A 19141-nucleotide genomic window follows, 5' to 3' on the forward strand; every position below is an offset into this window, starting at 1 on the left:
TAAACCCGGGCGGCCAGGGAAGGTCGTCACGGGGCCGGAAGTACATGTGTCTGGGGGCTATCCGCACGAAGCCTCGAGCGCCGACGGATGTGATGGCCCTCCGAAAGTCCCCGGAGTCGCGGATAGGCTGAGCCGGCTGCATTGTCTGAAATGAGAAAAGCTGCTATACTGGACTTTGCCTCGAACGGGGACGCCGAGAGGTACAAGGGCGCGACCTGGCTTCGACGGGGGTCGCCAAAAGTGTGGTAGCGTGCCGAGGTGGTCGGTGGCCTCGTAAAACACCGGCAAAGCCATAACTGGCAACACTCAGCGTTCTTACGCTCTCGCTGCTTAAGTCCAGCGACGTTCCTAGCAAGCCTTGCCGTTGGCTCGGCTAGCGAACGACCTAAAACCGGCTAGCCCGCGCGAGGCTCCGTAAGCGTCGGGCGAACCTTTACGGGGCTTGGCTTAGAGCCCCTGCTGATGGGGAAACTCTAGGCGACAGCTAAACATCAGCTACGCACGTAGAGGCCCACTGGAGGGACTTTCGGACGGGAGTTCGATTCTCCCCGCGTCCACCAGCACGTTAGACTCCGCGCAAGCGGAGTTTTTCTTTTGGCCCAGCGTAGACTGGGTACACCTGGTTTAGCACTCGGTTTAGGCTTGATAATTGAGGGGTGCGGGGGCTGCGACTCGGGGTGATTTTGCTGCTGCTTTGCGCAGCTTGGGGGCCCAGCTTGCCGCTTCGCCCAGCCCGCACGGTGGTCATGCTCGATCAAAGCCCCTCGGCGCGGGAGGCTACGGCGCGATTGGCCCCGCAGCTCGAGCTTCCCGGAGCGCAGTACTTGGCCTTCGCCTCGAGGCCCCAACCCATCGCCACCCCCACTGCCCGCCGTACCGACTTGGGCGATGGCACCGACCTCGAGCAGGCTCTGGAGGCGGCCCAGGCATTCCGACCCGACCGTATCGTGCTGGTCTCGGACGGGCTATGGCAGACCCAGGTACCTCCGCCTCCGGTGCCGGTGTACGCCTTAGCGGTCTCTCCCAGCCCCAACCTCTCGCTTTCGTTGCTGCCCCCCGCTTACCCGATGAAAGGCGAGGTTGCAGAGGTGCGGGTACTGCTCGAGTCCACCACCTCCGCTCGAGCCCGGCTGATCGTGGAAGGCCCTGCCGGGCGGTTGATCCGCGAACTGCGGGTCGAGCCGGGGCAGCAGAGCTTGGGTTACCGCTTTCCCCTGGAAAGTCCAGCGGTGGTGCGGGCTACCCTGCAAAGCCCTTTAGGAACCAAGCAGGCCCGGCTCGAAGTGGCCCCTATAGACCAGGTGCGCGTCTGGGTGCTGGGGGACCCGGCGCTGGCCCGCTACCTGGAGGCCCAAGGTTTCGCCGTGGAAGAACCACAGCACATCACCCTACCTATAAAAGCCCAGGTGGTTGCGCTGGGCAAAGGCGCCCTTGAGTTTTCCCCCGCTGAACTCGACGCGCTGCAAAGCTTCTTGGCCCAGGGAGGAAGCCTATTATGGACCGCAACGCCCAAGGGCCTGTTCTTCGGGAGTTGGGAGCGCAGTACCCTGGCCGATGCCATCCCCCTCGAGCCGCTGAAAGAAGATGGCGGGGTGGGCTTGGTGCTGGTTCTGGACGTCTCCGGCAGCATGCTCGAGGCCGACAAGTTGGGGTTGGCGCTCTCCGGAGCGTTGGAGCTGATCCGCTCTGCCCGCGAGCAGGACTATATCGGGGTGGTGGCTTTCTCCAGCGGTGCCCACTGGATCTTCCGGCCCCGGCCTATGACCCCACAGGGACGGCGCGAGGCGGAGAGCCTGCTCCTGTCGGCTCGTGCGGGGGGCGGCACCGTGATGGGCGAGGCCTATGCCCAAGCCCTGCAAGCGCTACAAGGGCTCAAGGTGCAAGACAAGCAGGTGTTGGTGCTTACGGATGGGTTGGTGCAAGATCCCACCCCGCCCATCCTGCAAGCGGCCCACCAGGCCCAAACGAGCAAGATTCGCACCAACACGGTGGCTCTGGGTACCGACGCGGACCGCGGCTTCTTGCGCGAGCTGGCCCGGCAAGGCGGAGGGAGTTTTTACGACGTGCCCCGCCCGCAAGACCTGCCTCGCTTTTTCCTCGAGGAGGCCCAGCGAGCCTTCCGGCGCGAGGCTCTGGTGGGGAACTTTCCCCTATCCTTGCGCCTTCACCCCATCACCCGTGGCCTTAACCCACCCCCCCTCTCGGTAATCCTTCCCGCCAAGACCAAACCCTGGGCCCAGGGGCTGCTCTACTCGGGGGAGCGAGTGGCGCTGGCGGTAGGCGAGGCGGGGCGAGGGCGGGTGGCGGCTTTGGCGACCGATCTTTCGCGCTCGTGGCTAGGCTGGCGGGAGGTCAGCGGTTTTCTGGGAGGGATGGTGCGCTGGCTGGCCCAGACCCCGGCCCGCCCCCACATCCAGGCTTTGAGCCAACCAAACGGGGTGCGAGTGGTGTTGGAAGGCCAGTTCGAACACCCCTGGTTGCGCCACGCCGGCCTCGAGCAGGCTATGCCCCCGGTTGGGCCACTACGCTACGAGGCCCTCCTGCCTCCGGGCTCGAGCGGAGAGGCGGTGGTGCTCGAGGGCGATCAACCTCGCCTTAGCCTACGCCTACCCGAGCTGCCCGAGTGGCGCCTAGAGGATGGACGGGTCCACTTGGCCAGGCTGGCCGAAGCCAGCGGAGGGCGGCTTCTGACCAGCCCTGCTGAGCTGCGGCAGCTTCCTAGCCGCGCCGACCTCTCTACCCGGCCCTACTTGTTGGGGTTGGCGATCCTGCTGTTTTTGCTTGAGCGCTACTTCGAGCGGCGGGTTGGATTAGGCCACTAATGTTTCTCTCGAGGTTCTCACCTACACTGGCAAAGATATGCGTCTGGCTCTTTTGGCGCTGGTATTGGGCCTGGCGGCCTGTGCACAGCGGGGCGTCTCCCCCTCTCAGATTCGCCTTGACTATAGCGGTCAGGGAACCCTGGATTTAAACGTAAGCTACTCCACCGCCTGGAAGCTTATCCCCGGCAGCCCCTGGCTGACCACCACGCCCGCCGAGGGGCTAGGCCCGGCCCGGGTGAGCTTACAGGCTAAGCCGACGGAGCTTCCCGAAGCGCCTTCCATCAGCACCGACTTGCAATTTTCCGGCGATCTCCAAGGGAGCACCAAGGTCACCCTCCCGCTGGTCAAGCTCAGCGGCCAAGTCCAGGCACCTCCGTCGCAAACCTCCTTCTCTCTCGAGGCAGGCGCCGTCCCCCTGCGTGGCAAGCCCCAGAACCTCTCGACCGGTGAAATCCTGGTCAAGTACCGCTCGAGCGGGCTGGAGGGAAGCCGCACCGCTCTGCATGAGCCGGTCGAGATCGTCCCCCAGGGGGCCGCACTCCTCTCCAGCGACCGCCTCAACCGATTGGTCAAGCTTCGGACTTCCGACCTCCAAACCGCGCTGCGCCGCCTACAAAGCGACCCCCGGGTGGAGTGGGCCGAGCCCAATGGGATCGTCTGGGCCTTGGGCGAACCTGCCGATGAATTCTATCCTCTGGAGTGGCATTTGCGCCTCACCGGGGCGCGCTTTAGCTATTTGGGCTCCTATCCCAATCCGGTGACGGTCGCAGTGGTAGATACCGGGGTGCGCTATGACCACCCTGACTTACAGGGCCGGTTGGTGCTTCCCGGAGAGGGCGCGCTTGACCTGGTAGAGGGCGACTCTGACCCCACCGATACCGGCGATATCGCGTCTCCTGATAAGGGCAGCCACGGCACCCATGTGACCGGTATTATCACTGCCGGCGCCGGTACGTTTGTTGCTCCTTGCCCGAACTGTAGTAACAGCGGGGTGGTGGGGGTGGCCTGGCCAGCCCCAGTCAAGGTACTTCCCATCCGAATACTCGACGAGAGCGGCAATGGCACCTTCGAGGCGGTAGCGGCGGCTATCCGTTATGCCGCAGGCATCCCGGTGGAATTCGACGGGAAGAAGTACGTCAATCCCCAGCCAGCCTCGGTGATCAACCTCTCCTTGGGCTCCACGACGCAATCCCAAGCTATGTGTGAAGCCGTGGCCGAAGCCACCGCGCGGGGCGTGGCGGTGGTGGCGGCGGCAGGGAATGGGGGCGGAACCGCCTACTACTATCCAGCCTCCTGCCCCGGGGCGATCAGCGTGGGCGCCACCGATTACAACTTTGGCGGGCTTCCACGCCCGGCTTGGTATTCCCAGCGAAACGACCGCGTAAGCGTCGCCGCTCCCGGTGGAGACACCGCCCAGTTCACCGGCGGCCTCCTATGCCGCAACAAGCAGACCGAAGACGAGCGCCCCTGCCCGGATGGCATCCTCTCCACTACCTGGAACTTTAACACCAACCAGCCCAACTACGCCTTTTACATGGGCACTTCCCAGGCTGCTCCCCAGGTGGCGGCAGCGCTAGCCCTGCTCATCTCGAGCGGCCAAGCCAGCGATGGTCAAGCCGCTTGGGAACAGCTCAAAAGCCACCTCACCGACCTTGGTCCGGCCGGTAAGGACGACGCTTACGGCCTAGGGTTTCTCAACTTGCCGGGGGCGCTGGGCCTAAAGCTTCCGCCAGGGCCTTATGTGCTGGCGCTGGAGGGACCCACCCCCCGGCTCCTCAGGCCCGATGCCTCTGGGTACTTCGAGACTTACGTGATGGCCGGAGACTACGAACTCAGGTCCTGCCGTGACGATTCCCAAAACGGACTATGTGACGCCAGCGAACCACGTACCGTGCGACAACTGCAGGTGCCGTCCCAGGCCGAGTTCAGCATGGGGTTGCAGCGCGTACCGACTCCCTAGCCAGCCCGCCAAGCGCTACACTGGGCATGGGTGCGACGGCTCATATGGGTTTTGTTATTGATTGGTCTGGCGGCGCTTGGCTACTGGGCCTTTCCGCTTCTTCAGGCGTTCTTTCGCTACGGTAGCCTTCCGCGCAGTCTCAATAACCCCCTCAACGTGTTGGTGCAAGGGGTATCGCCAGAGTATTCCGGTTACCATACCCGTGCTCCGGAGAACTTTCGCGGTCACGCCGATACCTTGCTTCTGGTCCGCTTCGACCCCGGCCAGAAGCGGGTGGTGGTGCTTTCCATTCCCCGCGACACCTATGTGCAACTCCCCGGCCACGGCTACCGGAAGATCAACGAGGCCAACGTACTGGGCGGCCCCGAACTAGCCAAGCAGGCGGTCTCGAGCTTGGTGGGGGTGCCGGTAGATGCTTACGTTTCTATCAGTACAGAAGCCTTACGCCAAGCGGTAGACGCCTTGGGTGGGGTGGTGGTGTGCGTGGAACGTCCCTTGCACTACCGCGACAGCGCAGCTCAGCTCGAGATCAACCTCGAGCCCGGCTGCCAGCGGCTCGACGGCAAGAACGCCGAGGCCTACCTCCGCTTCCGCAAGGACGCGCTGGGCGACATCGGGCGCATCCAGCGCCAACAAGCATTTTTTCAGGCCCTGCACGAGCAACTGTTGAGCCCGGCGGGGGCGCTGCGGCTACCGCAGGTGGTGGCTGCGGTAGAGGCCAACCTTCGCACGGATTTGGGCCGCGCCCAGATCGGGCAGTTGCTGGGCTTCGCCATGCAGCGGCCCAGCCTGGTGAGCCTGCTGCTGCCGGGCGGTTTTGGTGGTGGCTGGGAAGTGGACCAGGCAGGGCTCGAGGCGCTGGTAAAGCGCTACTTCAAAGGCCAAGGGGCCGAGCAGGCCGCCGCGGTTCAGGATCTGCAGGGTCGGGTGGCTTCGGTGATCTACGCCCCTGAACAGTGGGAGGAGGCCAAGCAAATGCGCGACACCCTCCACCGGTTAGGGATGCGGGTGATTCTGCGCGAAGTGGATGCAGCCCCCCAACACAGCGAGGTGCTCTCCAACGGGGATTCAGGTTTGGCTCGAGCCTTAGCCAGCCAGCTGGGAATCTCCTGGCGCATCTCCGGGGAGACCACCTTGGGGGCTGACCTCACCGTGCGGCTTGGCGCAAGCCGCACGAACCCGTAAAATACGTAGCGCTGTCTATCTGTGCCGGGGTGGCGGAATGGTAGACGCTACGGACTTAAAATCCGTTGGGGGAAACCCCGTGTGGGTTCGAGTCCCATCCCCGGCACCACGTTTTTCGCACCGAGCCTGATTGCCCTGAGCCCATGTTGAGCCCGCAGCATTAGAAAAAGGGAGTGTGAAACTTCAGTCCGAGGAGTCGTCGCGTACGAAGCGGATTTCAAGCCGCATCCCGAGCACCTCGGCGATGCGCTCGAGGGTGGCCACGGTGTGGCCCTGGTAGTTCTCGGAGAGCCAACGTGGGACGTTGCCCCGGTCGGTGCCGAGGCGCCGGGCCAGCTCGGCCTGGCTGAGTCCGGCTCGGGCCAGGGCCTCGCAGATGGCCAGCACAGTCTCACTCGGCATCGGCCAGGGCCTCCTCGGCTTGCTCGGCGCTCGAGGCCAGCAGCACCACCTTGGCGTGGAGGTCGGCCTCGAGCTGCTCCCGCTCGTCGTCGCCCAGCGCCGCACCGCGCAGCCGCGCCCGCAAGTCGGCCGCGCTCTGCTCCAGCTCCACCAACAGGGCCTCGAGGGATTGGGTCTTGAGGCTCCTTCCTGGGCGAGGGGTGAGGGTGAGGCCCCTCAAGAGGGCCTCTTCTCGCGCTTGCGGATGTTGAGCCTGGCCCGCTCGATGTCCTTCTGCCATTTGCGGATGAGGGTCACGTCAGGTTGGGGCTTGGCCTGCTCCCTGGCGATCTTGGCCTCGTGCTCGGCGATCACGGCTTCCAGGCTCTCGATCTGCTTGCGGAGCTTCTTGTTCTCGCCATATACAACTGTTGTCAATACTTACAACAGGTAGGCTCATCGCACCCAAATGCATTTCAATGCAAAAAGTCTAGCAAACCGGACAACTAAATGCGCGTGTGTAACGGCATTTTGTGCCTGTTTGTGGACGAGGGGCATACCGTAAAACCCGCGGGTAGCGGGACTCTCAAGACCGTCCTTGCGGGCGACAGTCAGAAGGCGGCATACAGCCGCCTTAGCCAGACCCCCTCGAGCGCGACCCCCCGTATCCGGCCGTACCACGCCGGGCATTATTAGGGCGCGGACGGCGGGTTCGGGTCGGTAGGCAGGCTCGGCGTACCCGTATCCAGTTGTAATACCGCGGAGCCCTCGAGGATCACCACCAAGCGGTAGTAGTTTTCCAAGGCCGGTTTTTCGGGAGCGGTGGGATTTTGCGGTGCGGCCGCGCCGGTGCTTTCGGGCGGTGGGGTGGCAAGGGGCAAGCGGACCTCGAACTTACCCGGCCCCTCGACCCACAACGAGCGCTCGGCCAACAGGGTTTCCTCCTTGTACCACTTGAGTTCGATATAGCCCGGCCGGGGCATCCGGCGTACCTCGAGCTTTGCCACGATTTCCCTCTCGGAAGGCTCGAGGGTCCCGTAGAGGCTCGGGCGATCCGGGAAAGCGACCCGTTCGGGGACTAGCGGCAAAAAAGTATACCGGCACGAGGCCAGCGTCAAGGCCAGAACGAGAACGGTCAGAACGCGGGTCACACACCTTCTCCTGCGGTCACCAGGCTCAGCAGGGCCAGCGGCGCCGTCTCCGCCCGAAGGATACGCTGTCCCAATGTGACCGGGGTGAAGCCCCGCTCCGTCAAAGTTTGCATCTCGTCCTCGCTAAACCCCCCCTCCGGCCCGGTCGCGAGGGTTATCGGCCTGCTTAGGTCGAGCACGTCACGCACCCGCACCGCACTTCCCGGATGGGCCGCCAAGCCCTGCTCGACGGGAGGAATAGCCGATAGCGGGATCGGGGCCAGCACCTCGGGAACCGTGGTCCGCCCCGATTGTTTAGCCGCCTCGAGCGCCACCCGGCGCAAGCGCAGGAGCTTCCCCTCCCCTATCTCTTTAGGAACTGAATAAACACATACCAGCGGGATGATCCTGGTCGCCCCCAGCTCAGTGGCAGCCCGCACCACGTCAGCCAGTTTGTCGCCTTTGAGCAGGGCCACGTAGAGCACCACCGGCACGGGGACCTCGCGGCTGGCAGGCCAGGTCGCGGTGACCTCTAGCTCCACTACCCCACCCTCGACCGCACGAACTACGGCCCGACCTTCCAAACCTTCACCGTCAAAGACCGTGAGGGTATCCCCCGGCCTAGCCCGGAGCACCTCCGCCAGATGGCGGGCCTCTCGCCCGGTGAGGGTCAGCAGGGGCGCTAGCTTGGGAGCAAAAGCGCGGTGGGGCCTCATGGTTTGCGATAGGTCAAATGCATCCACTCGCCTTCCTGGCGGCGATGTAGGCTTTCGAAGCCTTGCGCACGCATGGCGCCATCCACTAAACTTTCACGCTCGCGCAATATACCGGTCATCAGCATCAAGCCGCCCGGAAGCAGGTACTTGGGGTACTCGGGGGCGAGCTGGGCATGGAGTTCGGCATACAGGTTGGCGACGATGAGGTCAAAGGAACCTTGGGCGTCTTCCAGCGTTCCGACATAGAATTCGGGGTCTACCCCATTGGCTGCGGCGTTATCGCGGGCCTGGGGGATCACCGCCGGATCGTTGTCGATTCCCACGGCCTGAGCCCCCAGCACCTGAGCGGCAATAGCCAGGATCCCCGAGCCGGTTCCCAGGTCCAGCACACGCATTCCTGGCCGGACGTGCTGGGCCAAGGCTTCCAGGGCCATGCGGGTGGTCTCGTGGTGGCCAGTACCAAAGGCCATGCCGGGCTCGAGCAGGATGCGTAGTTCGTCCCCTACCCACTCATGCCAGGGGGCCAGCACCACGAAGGGCCCTGCTCGCACCGGCTTGAGGTCGCGCCGCCAGGCCTCGAGCCAGTCGGTGTCGGGCAGCTCGAGCCACTCCCCGGGGAGGGGCAGCTCGAGGCGCTGGGGGAAATAGGCCCAGACCTCGCCGGGTTTCTCCTCGAGGCCCCGGGCCCCTAAATCGAAGAGCAGCGGCGTGTACGCGTCGAGGGTGTCGAAGTCGCCTTTCAGACGGAAGACGTGCATAGAGAATATCGTCTAGGGTCTGGAGGCCAAGGTCAAGCTCTCGCACACCGCCCGCCCGTTCCAGCGAATCAAGCCTAGGTAGGTGTTCACCTGGGCATCGAAAGCATCCGAGTAAATACGCGCTGTTTTGGCCCCGGTGGCCTCGGCCAAGGCGCGGGCTTCGGCAGGACTAAACTGCGGCTCGGTGAAAACGACTTTCACGCCCTGGCGCTTCATCTCCTGGGCCAAGCGGGCAAAGCTCTGGGGGCCTCTTTCCTGTCCGGCGAAATCGGCGATGGAGCCTACGATGGTGATGCCGTAGGCGCGGGCAAAATACAAAAGGGCCTCGTGCTGGCTCACGACCTTGCGCTTGTCCACCGGGACCGCGCGCAAACAGGCGCGCACCTCGGCGTCGGCCTTCTGGATCGCGGCGATGTAGCGGCTGGCGTTGGCAGTGTAGGTGGCCTTGCCGGCCGGATCAAGCTGGCCCAGCGTGTCGCGGATCCGCTCCACGTAGCGCACGCCATAGGCAGGGTCAAGCCAGAGGTGGGGGTCGTAGGCGGTGTGGGCGTGGCCTTGTCCTTCCTCCCCGGAGTGCTCATCACCTTCAATCAGGCCCGGCATCCCCTCGGCCAACTCGACTACCCTGGATCCTTGAGGAAGCTGGGCCTTCAATTTGTCCAAAAAGGGCTCGAGGCCCAGCCCGTTGGCAAATAGCACCCGCGCTCTCGATAGCTCCCGCATCGTCGAGGGGCGGGGCTCAAAGCTGTGGGGATCAGCCCCCAAAGGAACCACCGCCGTCACCCGGACCCGCTCTCCGCCCACGTTGCTTAGCATATCCGCGATAAAACCCGTGGTGGCCGTGGCCGCGATCGGCTGGGCCATCGCCAATCCGAGCAACACCGTCAAAGCTGGCCATACTCTCATGGCATTATTTGATATTGATATATCATTACTTGTCAAGGGGAGGTGGTATGCTTAACTCATGCGGCGCAACACCCGGCAGCGAGAAGCCATCCGCCAAGTCCTACGGGAGTCGGGACGGCCTCTTTCCACCCAGGAAGTCCTCCAGGCGGCGCAGGAAAAGGTACCCGGCTTGGGGATCGCCACCGTATACCGAACCCTCAACAGCCTGCTCCTGGAGCAGCAGATCTCTGCCGTAGAACTCCCCGGCGAGACCCCCCGCTACGAGATAGCCGGGAAGCGGCACCACCACCACTTCCACTGCACAGCCTGCGGCAAGGTCTTTGAGATCGAAGGCTGCCCAGGCGACCTCGAGCGGCTGGCTCCCCCTGGCTTCAAGGCCGAACGCCACGAGATCGTGTTGTACGGGCGCTGCCCGGAGTGCCCTTCGGCAAGCAAGCGCTAAGCCTATGGCGGGTTCACGCCATACACCCGCAGGCGCTGTTTGAGCTCATCGTCTGCCCGCCCCCTGGCCCCGAAACGGGTCACTACCCATCCAGCGACCTGAACGGCGAGCCTCCCGGCGGCTTGGGCGTCGCGGGAGCGTAGGTAGTGCCCTAAAAAAGCTCCACCGAAGGCGTCTCCTGCCCCCGTAGCATCTACCGCGACGTCCGCGGTGGCCTCGAGGTGGATCACCCGGCCCTTCTCGGCGATGAGCGCCCCTTTGGGCCCCAGCTTGAGCGCAACGGTAGCCTCCGGATACAGCTCGACCAAGGTCTCCAGCACCTCGTCTGGCTCGGTGGCCCCGGTGAGGGCCCGGCCCTCCTCGAGGTTAGGGAACAGAAAATTTATCGGGAACTCACGCAGGATTTGGCGGAAGCGGCGCGGCCCCAGTTGCAGGATCATCTGGTACGAACCCGGATCGAAAGAGACCGTAGCCCCAGCTTCTGCCGCGAGCCGGGCGGCCTGAAGCGCGGCTTGGCAGGGCGGATTGGTAAACACTGACCAGGCCGTGATGTGGACGTGAGCGGCCGCTTGCAGTACTTCTACCGGCAATTCCTCAGGCCGCAGGTCGAAGTCGGCGCCCTGGGAAGTCAGGTTGGAGCGCTCCCCGTTGGCGTCGATGAACACCACGATTACCCCGGTGGGTTTGGCCTCGCTCCAAATCACATGGGGCTCAACTCGCTCGGCCTCGAGCTCCTCTACCGCGAAAGTCCCGAAACGATCCCGCCCGACTTTCCCCACAAACGCGCTGGGGTAGCCCACCCGCGCCGCCCAGACCGCCAGGTTGGCGCTCGAGCCCCCTCCCGCCAGCTGCACCCGTCCCGTGGTGTCGCCCCCCGGCAGAAGCGGATGGTCCGGCTTGGCCAGCACGTCCCAGGTAAGGTCGCCGACGGCGACTAGGGGGCGGTAGCTGGGTTTGGTCATAATCCAGGGTACGCCTATTCCCCCGGATCCCAACGCAGCTTGGGCCTGCGGTTGGCCTGCACCTCGTCCAGTCGGCGCACCGGGGTCGAGTAGGGAGCCCCTTCGAGCCAAACTTGGTCTTTGTTCAGCAGCGCTCCGGCAGCCTGGGCAAAGGCCTCGAGGGTTTCCTTGCTCTCGGTTTCGGTAGGCTCAATCATCAGGGCTTCCTTGACGATGAGCGGGAAGTAGACGGTAGGCGGGTGGAAGCCCAGCTCGAGGAGCCCCTTAGCTACATCGAGGGTCTTGATGCCCTCCGGCGGCTGGGCCACGAACTCGTGCATGCAGGTGCGATCGTAAGGGATGCGGTAGCCCTGGTCTTTGAGCAGCTCCTTGAGGTAGTTGGCATTGAGCACCGCCAGGGCCGCGCTCTTTTTGATCCCCTCGGCCCCCAGCATCCTGATGTAGGCATAAGCCCGCACCAACGCCCCGAAGTTGCCGTAAAAGCTCCTGACCTGACCGATGCTATGCGGGAGGTCGTACTCGAGCGCGTAGGTTTCGCCGTTCTTAACCACTTGCGGAACTGGCAGGAAAGGCGCCAGGTGGGCCTTGACCCCTACCGGTCCCGAACCGGGGCCGCCGCCCCCGTGGGGCACCGTAAAGGTCTTGTGCAAGTTGAGGTGCACCACGTCGAAGCCCATGTCGCCGGGCCGGGCCATGCCCATCACCGCGTTGAGGTTGGCCCCGTCGTAGTACAGCTGCGCTCCCACCGCGTGGGCGGCCTGGGCGATCTCAAGGATATTGCGCTCAAACAGCCCCAAGGTGTTCGGGTTGGTGAGCATGATCGCCGCCACGTGCGGGCCGAGCTCGGCCCGGAGGGCTTCTAGGTCCACTTCTCCGTCGGGGCCTGAGGCGATCTCCTTCACGGTATACCCGGCCATGCTGGCCGTGGCCGGGTTCGAGCCGTGGGCCGAGTCCGGGACCAACACCACCCGGCGCTGTTCGTGCTCCCCTCGGCTTTTGTGATAGGCCCGGATGATCAGGATGCCGGTGAGTTCGCCGTGCGCCCCGGCAGCAGGCTGCAGGGTAGTGGCATCCATCCCGGTGATCTCGGAGAGGTCCTGCTGCAGCTCGTACATCAGTTGCAGCGCTCCCTGCACGGTCTCGGGGGCCTGATAGGGGTGCAAGTCGGCGAAGAGGCCCACCGCCGCCTCGTGCACCTTGGGGTTATATTTCATGGTGCAGGAACCGAGCGGGTAGAAGTGGGTATCCACCCCCATCTGGCGGCGGGAGAGGCCGGTATAGTGGCGCACCAGGGTGAGCTCGTCCACCTCGGGTAGTTTGGGCGGCGTGGCCCGAAGGTTATCGGGACCCAGCAGGGCCGCCAGATCCACCTCCGGCGCCTTCGGCGGGGTGATCCCGCGGCGGCCTGGCACGCTCTTCTCAAAGATGAGCGGCGATTCGACGACGGTTTCCTTTTTGTCAGCGATCATGCTTCACCCCAAAGAGGTAACACGTGATACGCCAGATGCTTTTGACGTACGACATTCACCGCAACACCTCGCGCAAAGCCTCAGCCAGGTTGTCCAGGTCGGCCTCGGTGTGCTGCTCGGTGCAGGCGAAGAGGGCCAGGTTGGGGCCGTACTCCGCGGGGACCGGGGTGGCGGCGGCGATGCCCTTTCGGGCCAAGGCCAGCCGGACCTCGAGCGCCCCCTTGGGCAGCCGCACGGCGAACTCGTTGAAGAAAGGCTCAGGGGTGACGAGTTCGACCCCGGGAATGCGGGAAAGCCTCTCCGCCAGAGCGTGGGCCATCGCCACCGAGCGGGTGGCTACCTCCTTGAGCCCCTGCGGGCCTAAGGCGGCGAGGTACACCGCCCCCATCAACGCGGTGAGCTGGGCATTGGTGGTGATGTTGGATTTGGCCTTGCTGCGGCGGATGTACTGCTCGCGGGCTTGCAGGGTCAGGATATAGCCGCGCTTGCCGTCGGCGTCGGTGGTCTCGGAGACCAGCCGACCCGGCAGCTGGCGCACCAGGTCTGCGCGCACCGCCATGAAACCGAAGTGCGGCCCTCCAAAAGCCATCGCGTTGCCCAGGGGCTGCCCTTCCCCTACCGCAACGTCGGCGCCATACTCGCCGGGGGGCTTGAGCAGCGCCAGCGAGAGGGGATCCACCACCGCCACGAGAAGGGCCCCGGCGGCGTGCGCGGCCTCGGCGAGGGCGGTGAAGTTGTGTACGCTACCGAGAAAGTCGGGGTTTTGCACCACTACCGCGCCGGTCTCGGGAGGGATGGGGTCGGCGGTGGACTCGAGCGTCACCAGCTCCGCCCCGATCGCCTCCAGGTAGGTCTTAACCACCCGGCGGTACTCCGGGTGGACACTTTTGAGGATCGCCACCCGCATCCTGCCGCTTTCCCGCAGCGCCAACAAGGCCCCTTCCGCCAGCGCCGTAGAGCCGTCGTACATGGAGGCGTTGGCCACCGGCAGGCCGGTGAGTTCCGAGATCATGGTCTGGTATTCGAAGATGGCCTGCAACAGCCCCTGGCTGGCCTCGGGCTGGTAGGGGGTGTAAGCCGAAAGAAACTCCGCCCTGGCCGCCAGCGCCGGGACCGCTGCGGGGATGTAATGCGCGCGGATCCCGCCCCCTAGAAACCCCACGCTTGCCGATTGGTTCTTGGCGGCCAGGGTACGTAAGTGGCGCATCAGCTCTGCCTCGGTCATGGCGGTGTCGAGCTGCAGGGGCGGATCCACGATCTCTTGCGGCAGGTCACGGTAAAGATCTCTGAGGTGTTTCGCGCCGACCCGCTCGAGCATCTGCTCGAGGTCGGCCTCGGTGTGGGGGGTGTAGTCCATGGGGATCAGCTTATAAGAGAAGGCGGGGGGCGAACGTCGCCCAGGCTATAGCTACTGGCTTTGGGCGAAGGCTTGGTAGGCGGCCGCATCCATCAGGACCTCGAGGTCGGCGGAGTTGTCAGGGCGCAGTTTGAAGATCCAGCCATCCTGGTAAGGGCTCTGGTTGAGGAGTTCCGGGGCTTCCTCGAGCGCTGGGTTGACCTCCACCACCTCTCCGGCCAGGGGAGCGTAGATATCCGAGGCGGTCTTGACCGACTCCACCACCGCTACCGCCTCTCCGGCTTTGTACTTCTTTCCCGGTACCGGCAGCTCCACGAATACCACATCGCCCAAGGCGTCTTGGGCATAATCGGTGATGCCCACCACGGCTAGCCCGTCCTCGAGCCGCACCCACTCGTGGGACTTGGTGTAACGCAGATCGTTCGGATAGTTCATAGGGCCTCCCGGGGTCATTTTAGCCTGACAAAGGGAGGGGATACGAGGCGAGCCGGGTAAGTTTTGCTGCGGATCTCCACCTCGAGGTGGCCCGACTCGGCACCCGCGCGCACATAGGCCAGCGCAATACCCTTCCTGAGCGAGGGGGAGAGGGTTCCTGAGGTAACCCGGCCTACCTCCGCCCCGCCCGAAAGTACCGCATACCCCTCGCGGGGAATGCCCTGCTCGAGCAGGAGGCCTACCAATATCCGCTCGCAGCGCCTGGCGAGCAAAGCCGCTTTTCCGTAGAATTCCTTGTGCTCCTTGACCACCCAGCCAAACGGGGTACAGCGGGGGTCGGTCTCGTCGGTGAGTTCGTGGCCGTAGAGAGGGAAACCGGCCTCGAGCCTTAGGGTATCGCGGGCCCCTAAGCCACAGGGGGTCACCCCGGCCCAAAGTAGCGCATCCCAGACCGCTTGCACGTCCTCGGCCTGGGTGAAGATCTCGAAACCGTCCTCGCCGGTGTAGCCGGTGCGGGCCAGGCGGGCCGGTCTTTCCGCCACGGTAGCGGTGAAGGTGTCGTTTTTCCGCTTGCTCGAGAGGTCTACGTCGCAAAATTTTTGCAACACCTCGGCGGCCTGGGGGCCTTGCACGGCCAGCAGCCCGGTGCGTTCGGAGGCGTCCTCGAGGCGAACGGCAAAACCCTCTGCCAGGCGTTGCAGATGGTGCCAGTCCTTCTCGATGTTCGAGGCGTTGACCACCACCAAGTACTCCTCTTCCGCTGTGCGGTAGAGGTAGATATCGTCTACTACCCCGCCCTGTTCGTTGGGCAGCATCGAGTACTGCGCCCGCCCCACCTTGAGCTTGGAGACGTCGTTGAGGGTGGCGTACTGAAGGAAGTCTAAAGCCTGGGGCCCGCGCACCCAGAACTCGCCCATGTGGCTTACGTCGAAGACCCCCACCCCTTCGCGCACGGCCAGGTGCTCGGCGGTGATCGAGGTGTACTGGATGGGCATCCAGTAGCCTGCGAAAGGGGCCATCTTGGCTCCTAGTTCCTGGTGGACTTTGGCCAGCGGTGTGGTTTTCATCTCGAGCACAGCATATCAGCTAGGCTCGAGAAAGCCCGGCGACCTCACCCCACCTTGAGGCAGGAGCACAAAGCAATCAGCTGGTAGCAACTACCTTGGCCAGCACCTGGCGGCTCACCGCCTTGAGGGTATCGAAGACCCCGGTCCCATTGCTGGCCACCGCTTCGAAGATCGGGTAGCGCTGTTCGGGATCGATGACCGCGTGGATCATCTCTACCGGGAGGGCGTCAGGGAGGTCACGCTTGTTGGCCTGCAACACCAAGGGCACATCCTCGGGGCGAATGCCGTACTCGGCTAGGTTCTCCCGCAGGTTGCGCATGGACTCGGCGTTGGCCCGCAGGCGGTTGGGGGCGGAATCCGCCACGAAGACGATCCCATCCACTCCGCGCAGGATTAGCTTACGGCTGGCGTTGTAGAAGACTTGGCCCGGCACCGTGTAAAGGTGAAAGCGGGTTTTGAAGCCCTTGACCTCGCCCAGGTCCACAGGCAGGAAGTCGAAGAACAGGGTACGTTCATCCTCGGTGGCGAGGGAGACCATCTCCCCTTTGCGGTTCTCCGGCACCTGCTGAAACACCCATTTGAGGTTGGTGGTCTTGCCAGACATGCCGGGGCCGTAGTAGACGATCTTGAAGTTGATCTCTCGAGCAGCGAAGTTGATGGTGCTCATACGAATCCTGCCTGTGATGGACTCTGCCCGGCCCGCCGGGCCGACCAGAGAGAGTAAGCTGCCAGCCGAACTGCCCTATCCCTTCGCATAGTCAGCTTCCGAAAAGCTCGTCTAACAGGGCGTTGGCTCCCTCGCGGTACTCGGTGTCGATGCCCAGCTTCTGCGGGCTCACCACCGACTCTGCGGCTATGCTGGCCAAAGCTTGCGCCGACTTGCGGGCGAAGAGCTTGACCCGGCCCACCGGGGTGGAGTTGTCGAAGATCACCAGGAGCAAGGCGTGCTCTCCGGCCCCTTCGACGTACAGGCTCTGATGCTGGCCTTGGTGAACCTGCTCGCTAAACTGTAGCTCTCCCAACATCCTGGCCAAGGCCTGGGTGGCGGCGGCATTCCCTGCCACCAAGGTCGCCAAGGAGTCTAAGGCCGGGGGACGAGGAGCCCAGAGCGCTTCTTTATGGGCGAGCACAAAGCCTTTGCGGTCAACCAGCATAGCGTAGCGGGCCCCGCTCTCCCGCAGAAGCTCATCGAGCACCCCTACGGCCTTTTCGAAAGCGGCCCCGTAGAGTGCCACAGTAGGTTCGACCATAGTATGGTTTACTCTAGCATGATGAAGCTGCCCAAACATGTTTATCAGTACGCCCGCGAAACCCTGGCCCATCTGGTGAGCTTTCCTACCGTTTCGGCAGAAGGTAGGGCCATCCCCGAGACCGCTCAAGCCGTGGCCAAGCTGCTCGAGGACCTAGGCCTCAAGGCCGAGATCCACCCCACGCCCGGCGCCCCGGTAGTCTACGCCGAGGGCGGGGAAGGCGGCCCGACCATGCTGTTCTACAACCACTACGACGTGCAACCCGCCGACCCGCTCGAGCTGTGGGAGAGCGACCCCTTCACCATGACCGAGCGCGACGGACACTGGTACGCGCGGGGCATCAGCGACGACAAGGGGGAGCTCACCTCGCGCCTGGCGGCCCTCAAGTGGCTCATCGAGGAGCACGGGAGGCTGCCTTTTAGGGTCAAGTTCGTCATCGAGGGCGAGGAAGAGATCGGAAGCCCCCACCTCGAGGCCTACGTGCGCGAGCACCGAGAGCGCCTCACAGCCGACGCGGTGATCTGGGAGTTCGGCAGCGTGGACACCTCGGGGCGCCCGCTGGTCTACTGCGGGCTCAAGGGCATCGTGGCGGTGGAGCTGCGGGTGCGCACCGCCGCCTACGACCTGCATTCCTCGCTGGGCGCGGTGGTGCAGAACCCCATCTACCGCCTCTCGGCGGCCCTGGCCAGCCTGCGCGACGACGAGGGCAAGGTACTGATCGAGGGTTTTTACGATAAGGTACGGCCCCTGAGCGAGGGCGAGCAGAGGAGCCTCGAGGCCATCCCCGACGAGTCGGAAGACCTGGCCCAGCTCTACGGCGTAAAGGGGTTTTTGGGCGGGGCCAAGGGCAGCGAGTTCTACCGCCGCCTGGCCGCCCTTCCGGTGGTCAACTTCAACGGCTTCCACGCCGGCTACGGCGGCCCCGGCTCCAAGACGGTGCTGCCCGCCGAGGCCTTCGCCAAGCTGGACTTCCGCCTGGTCCCCGACCAGGAGCCCTCCGAGGTGGTCGAGCTGCTGCGCCGCCATCTCGACAAACACGGCTTCACCGACGTAGAGGTGGTCACGCTCGAGGTCGGCGAGCACCCCGCCCGCAGCGACCTGGAGGCCCCCTGGGTCCAGCAGGCCGTGGAAGCCCTGCGCGAGACCTACGGGCTCGAGCCCATCGTGCACCTCAGCTCCGGCGGCAGCGGCCCCATGTACCCCTTCACCCACTACCTGGGGGCCCCGGTGGTGGCGATCGGCATCAGCTACCCCGGCAGCCGGGTACACAGCCCCAACGAGAACATCCGTATCGCCGACTTCGAGCGGGGGGTGGCGGCGATCAAGCGGGCGCTGGAGAAGTTTGCTGCCCTGCCCTAGCCTCGAGCCATGCGGCTTTTGCTCATCGGGGTTCTGCTCGCGGGAAACCTCTGCCTGGCCCAAAGCGGCCTGGCGGTTGACGATCTCGCCAAACGCAGCTACGGCGGCGGGCGGATCGCCATCGAGCGGGTGCTGGAGCGTAACCCCGACTTCACCCGATACCTCATCCGCTACCCTTCCGATGACCTGACCCTCTACGGTTTCATGAACGTGCCCACCGGGAAAGGCCCCTACCCGGTGGTGCTGGTGCTGCACGGCTACGTCAACCCCGCCACCTACCGCACCCTGGCCTACACCACCCGCTACGCCGACGCCCTAGCCCGCATGGGCTACGTGGTCCTCCACCCCAACTACCGGGGCCACCCGCCTTCGGAAGGCAAACCCGACCCACCTTTCCGGATAGGCTATGCGGTGGACGTGCTCAACCTATTGGCCATCGTGCGGGCTCAGGCTGGCCAACCCGGCCCTCTGGAAAAGGCCGACGGCGGACGCCTGGCCCTCTTTGGCCACAGCATGGGCGGGGGCATCGCGTTGCGCGTCGCGGTGGTAGACCCGCGGGTCCGGGTGGTGGTGCTCTACGGCTCGATGTCCGGCGACGAGGCGAAGAATGCCCAGCGCATCTACTACGTATTCTCAGGGCGGCAGCGGGGCCAGGAGGAGCTGCGCACCCCGGCCTCGGAGCTGGCCAGGATCTCGCCCATCAACTACCTGAGCCGCACCCAGGCCGCCTTCAGCGTGCACCACGGCACCGCCGACCCTCAGGTACCCTACGCCTGGAGCGTGGAGCTGTGCCAGAAACTAAAGGCCCTGGGCAAACGCACCGAGTGCTTTGGCTACGCCGGAGCAGGCCATCTCTTTCAGGGGCGGAACGACCAGGTATTTTTGCAGCGCGTCCAGGCGTTTTTCGCCCGGACGCTGAAAGGTGCCGATAGTCGATAGCCG

At 64.5% G+C, this 19141-nt stretch carries 20 protein-coding genes, 1 tRNA gene and 1 other RNA gene; 8 read left to right on the forward strand and 14 right to left on the reverse strand.

From position 1 onward, the window contains the following. The first annotated feature begins 206 nt into the window (after positions 1-206). The 5 genes from ssrA (at position 207) to DNA98_RS10030 (ending at position 6076) form a co-directional block, all read left to right on the forward strand. Positions 207-560: a transfer-messenger RNA gene (gene ssrA, locus DNA98_RS10010) on the forward strand. A gap of 96 nt (positions 561-656) precedes the next feature. Beyond that, positions 657-2822, forward strand: coding sequence for a VWA domain-containing protein (locus DNA98_RS10015; protein WP_165364018.1), 2166 nt, complete (start codon positions 657-659; stop codon positions 2820-2822). A 37-nt stretch (positions 2823-2859) separates the two neighbouring features. Next, a complete protein-coding gene (locus tag DNA98_RS10020) occupies positions 2860-4782 on the forward strand; it encodes a S8 family serine peptidase (protein WP_110529877.1) in 1923 nt (640 codons plus the stop codon). Positions 4783-4812: 30 nt separating this feature from the next. Continuing rightward, on the forward strand, positions 4813-5967 hold the full coding sequence (locus DNA98_RS10025; RefSeq protein ID WP_110529880.1) for an LCP family protein: 1155 nt from the start codon (positions 4813-4815) through the stop codon (positions 5965-5967). Positions 5968-5990: 23 nt separating this feature from the next. Continuing rightward, positions 5991-6076: transfer RNA gene (locus DNA98_RS10030), tRNA-Leu, on the forward strand. A gap of 74 nt (positions 6077-6150) precedes the next feature. Here the strand turns inward: DNA98_RS10030 and DNA98_RS10035 are convergent. The 7 genes from DNA98_RS10035 to DNA98_RS10065 form a co-directional block, all read right to left on the reverse strand. Then, positions 6151-6369 (reverse strand): helix-turn-helix transcriptional regulator, encoded by a 219-nt coding sequence (locus tag DNA98_RS10035; protein WP_110529882.1) that lies wholly within the window; start codon positions 6367-6369, stop codon positions 6151-6153. Beyond that, complete coding sequence (locus DNA98_RS17810; protein WP_158531635.1) at positions 6359-6589, reverse strand: hypothetical protein; 231 nt, start codon at positions 6587-6589, stop codon at positions 6359-6361. The genes DNA98_RS10035 and DNA98_RS17810 overlap by 11 nt, the downstream gene beginning before the upstream one ends. Then, the gene (locus DNA98_RS10045) at positions 6586-6786 is read right to left on the reverse strand and encodes a hypothetical protein (RefSeq protein WP_110529885.1); all 201 of its coding nucleotides are present in this window, start codon (positions 6784-6786) and stop codon (positions 6586-6588) included. The genes DNA98_RS17810 and DNA98_RS10045 overlap by 4 nt, the downstream gene beginning before the upstream one ends. Before the next feature lie 254 nt (positions 6787-7040). Beyond that, positions 7041-7499, reverse strand: a complete 459-nt coding sequence (locus DNA98_RS10050) for a hypothetical protein (RefSeq protein ID WP_110529887.1) — start codon at positions 7497-7499, stop codon at positions 7041-7043. Continuing rightward, positions 7496-8194: a 16S rRNA (uracil(1498)-N(3))-methyltransferase gene (locus DNA98_RS10055; RefSeq protein WP_110529890.1), complete on the reverse strand. Its 699-nt coding sequence runs from the start codon at positions 8192-8194 to the stop codon at positions 7496-7498. The genes DNA98_RS10050 and DNA98_RS10055 overlap by 4 nt, the downstream gene beginning before the upstream one ends. Next, on the reverse strand, positions 8191-8952 hold the full coding sequence (locus DNA98_RS10060) for a 50S ribosomal protein L11 methyltransferase (protein WP_110529892.1): 762 nt from the start codon (positions 8950-8952) through the stop codon (positions 8191-8193). Before DNA98_RS10060 ends, DNA98_RS10055 begins: the two co-directional genes overlap by 4 nt. Positions 8953-8964: 12 nt before the next feature. Continuing rightward, positions 8965-9858 carry a metal ABC transporter substrate-binding protein gene (locus tag DNA98_RS10065; protein ID WP_110529895.1) on the reverse strand — a complete coding sequence of 298 codons (894 nt, stop codon included), beginning with the start codon at positions 9856-9858 and terminating at the stop codon, positions 8965-8967. A gap of 58 nt (positions 9859-9916) precedes the next feature. On the opposite strand from DNA98_RS10065, the gene DNA98_RS10070 reads away from it, so the two are divergent. Next, positions 9917-10300 carry a Fur family transcriptional regulator gene (locus tag DNA98_RS10070; protein ID WP_110529898.1) on the forward strand — a complete coding sequence of 128 codons (384 nt, stop codon included), beginning with the start codon at positions 9917-9919 and terminating at the stop codon, positions 10298-10300. Positions 10301-10302: 2 nt separating this feature from the next. Here DNA98_RS10070 and DNA98_RS10075 read toward each other — a convergent pair whose 3' ends face one another. From DNA98_RS10075 to DNA98_RS10105, 7 genes are all read right to left on the reverse strand, one after another. Continuing rightward, a complete protein-coding gene (locus DNA98_RS10075; protein WP_110529901.1) occupies positions 10303-11262 on the reverse strand; it encodes a carbohydrate kinase family protein in 960 nt (319 codons plus the stop codon). 14 nt (positions 11263-11276) lie between these two features. After that, positions 11277-12731: an aminomethyl-transferring glycine dehydrogenase subunit GcvPB gene (gcvPB, locus tag DNA98_RS10080; protein WP_110529904.1), complete on the reverse strand. Its 1455-nt coding sequence runs from the start codon at positions 12729-12731 to the stop codon at positions 11277-11279. A 55-nt stretch (positions 12732-12786) separates the two neighbouring features. Next, positions 12787-14088: an aminomethyl-transferring glycine dehydrogenase subunit GcvPA gene (gcvPA, locus tag DNA98_RS10085; protein ID WP_110529907.1), complete on the reverse strand. Its 1302-nt coding sequence runs from the start codon at positions 14086-14088 to the stop codon at positions 12787-12789. A gap of 51 nt (positions 14089-14139) precedes the next feature. Further along, entirely contained in the window at positions 14140-14523 is a 384-nt protein-coding gene (gcvH, locus tag DNA98_RS10090; protein WP_110529910.1) for a glycine cleavage system protein GcvH, read from the reverse strand. Positions 14524-14537: 14 nt separating this feature from the next. Further along, a complete protein-coding gene (gene gcvT / locus DNA98_RS10095; protein WP_110529913.1) occupies positions 14538-15590 on the reverse strand; it encodes a glycine cleavage system aminomethyltransferase GcvT in 1053 nt (350 codons plus the stop codon). Positions 15591-15666: 76 nt separating this feature from the next. After that, a complete protein-coding gene (locus DNA98_RS10100) occupies positions 15667-16257 on the reverse strand; it encodes an ATP/GTP-binding protein (RefSeq protein ID WP_110529916.1) in 591 nt (196 codons plus the stop codon). Positions 16258-16348: 91 nt separating this feature from the next. After that, on the reverse strand, positions 16349-16840 hold the full coding sequence (locus DNA98_RS10105; RefSeq protein WP_110529919.1) for a roadblock/LC7 domain-containing protein: 492 nt from the start codon (positions 16838-16840) through the stop codon (positions 16349-16351). Positions 16841-16843: 3 nt separating this feature from the next. Here DNA98_RS10105 and DNA98_RS10110 point away from each other — a divergent pair, with 3 nt between their 5' ends. Then, positions 16844-18199: a M20/M25/M40 family metallo-hydrolase gene (locus tag DNA98_RS10110; RefSeq protein ID WP_110529922.1), complete on the forward strand. Its 1356-nt coding sequence runs from the start codon at positions 16844-16846 to the stop codon at positions 18197-18199. 9 nt (positions 18200-18208) lie between these two features. Beyond that, the gene (locus DNA98_RS10115; protein WP_110529924.1) at positions 18209-19138 is read left to right on the forward strand and encodes a S9 family peptidase; all 930 of its coding nucleotides are present in this window, start codon (positions 18209-18211) and stop codon (positions 19136-19138) included. Positions 19139-19141 lie beyond the last annotated feature (3 nt).

Origin of the sequence: Meiothermus sp. Pnk-1 (assembly GCF_003226535.1) — a bacterium.
In the GTDB taxonomy this organism is placed as follows: Bacteria; Deinococcota; Deinococci; order Deinococcales; family Thermaceae; genus Allomeiothermus.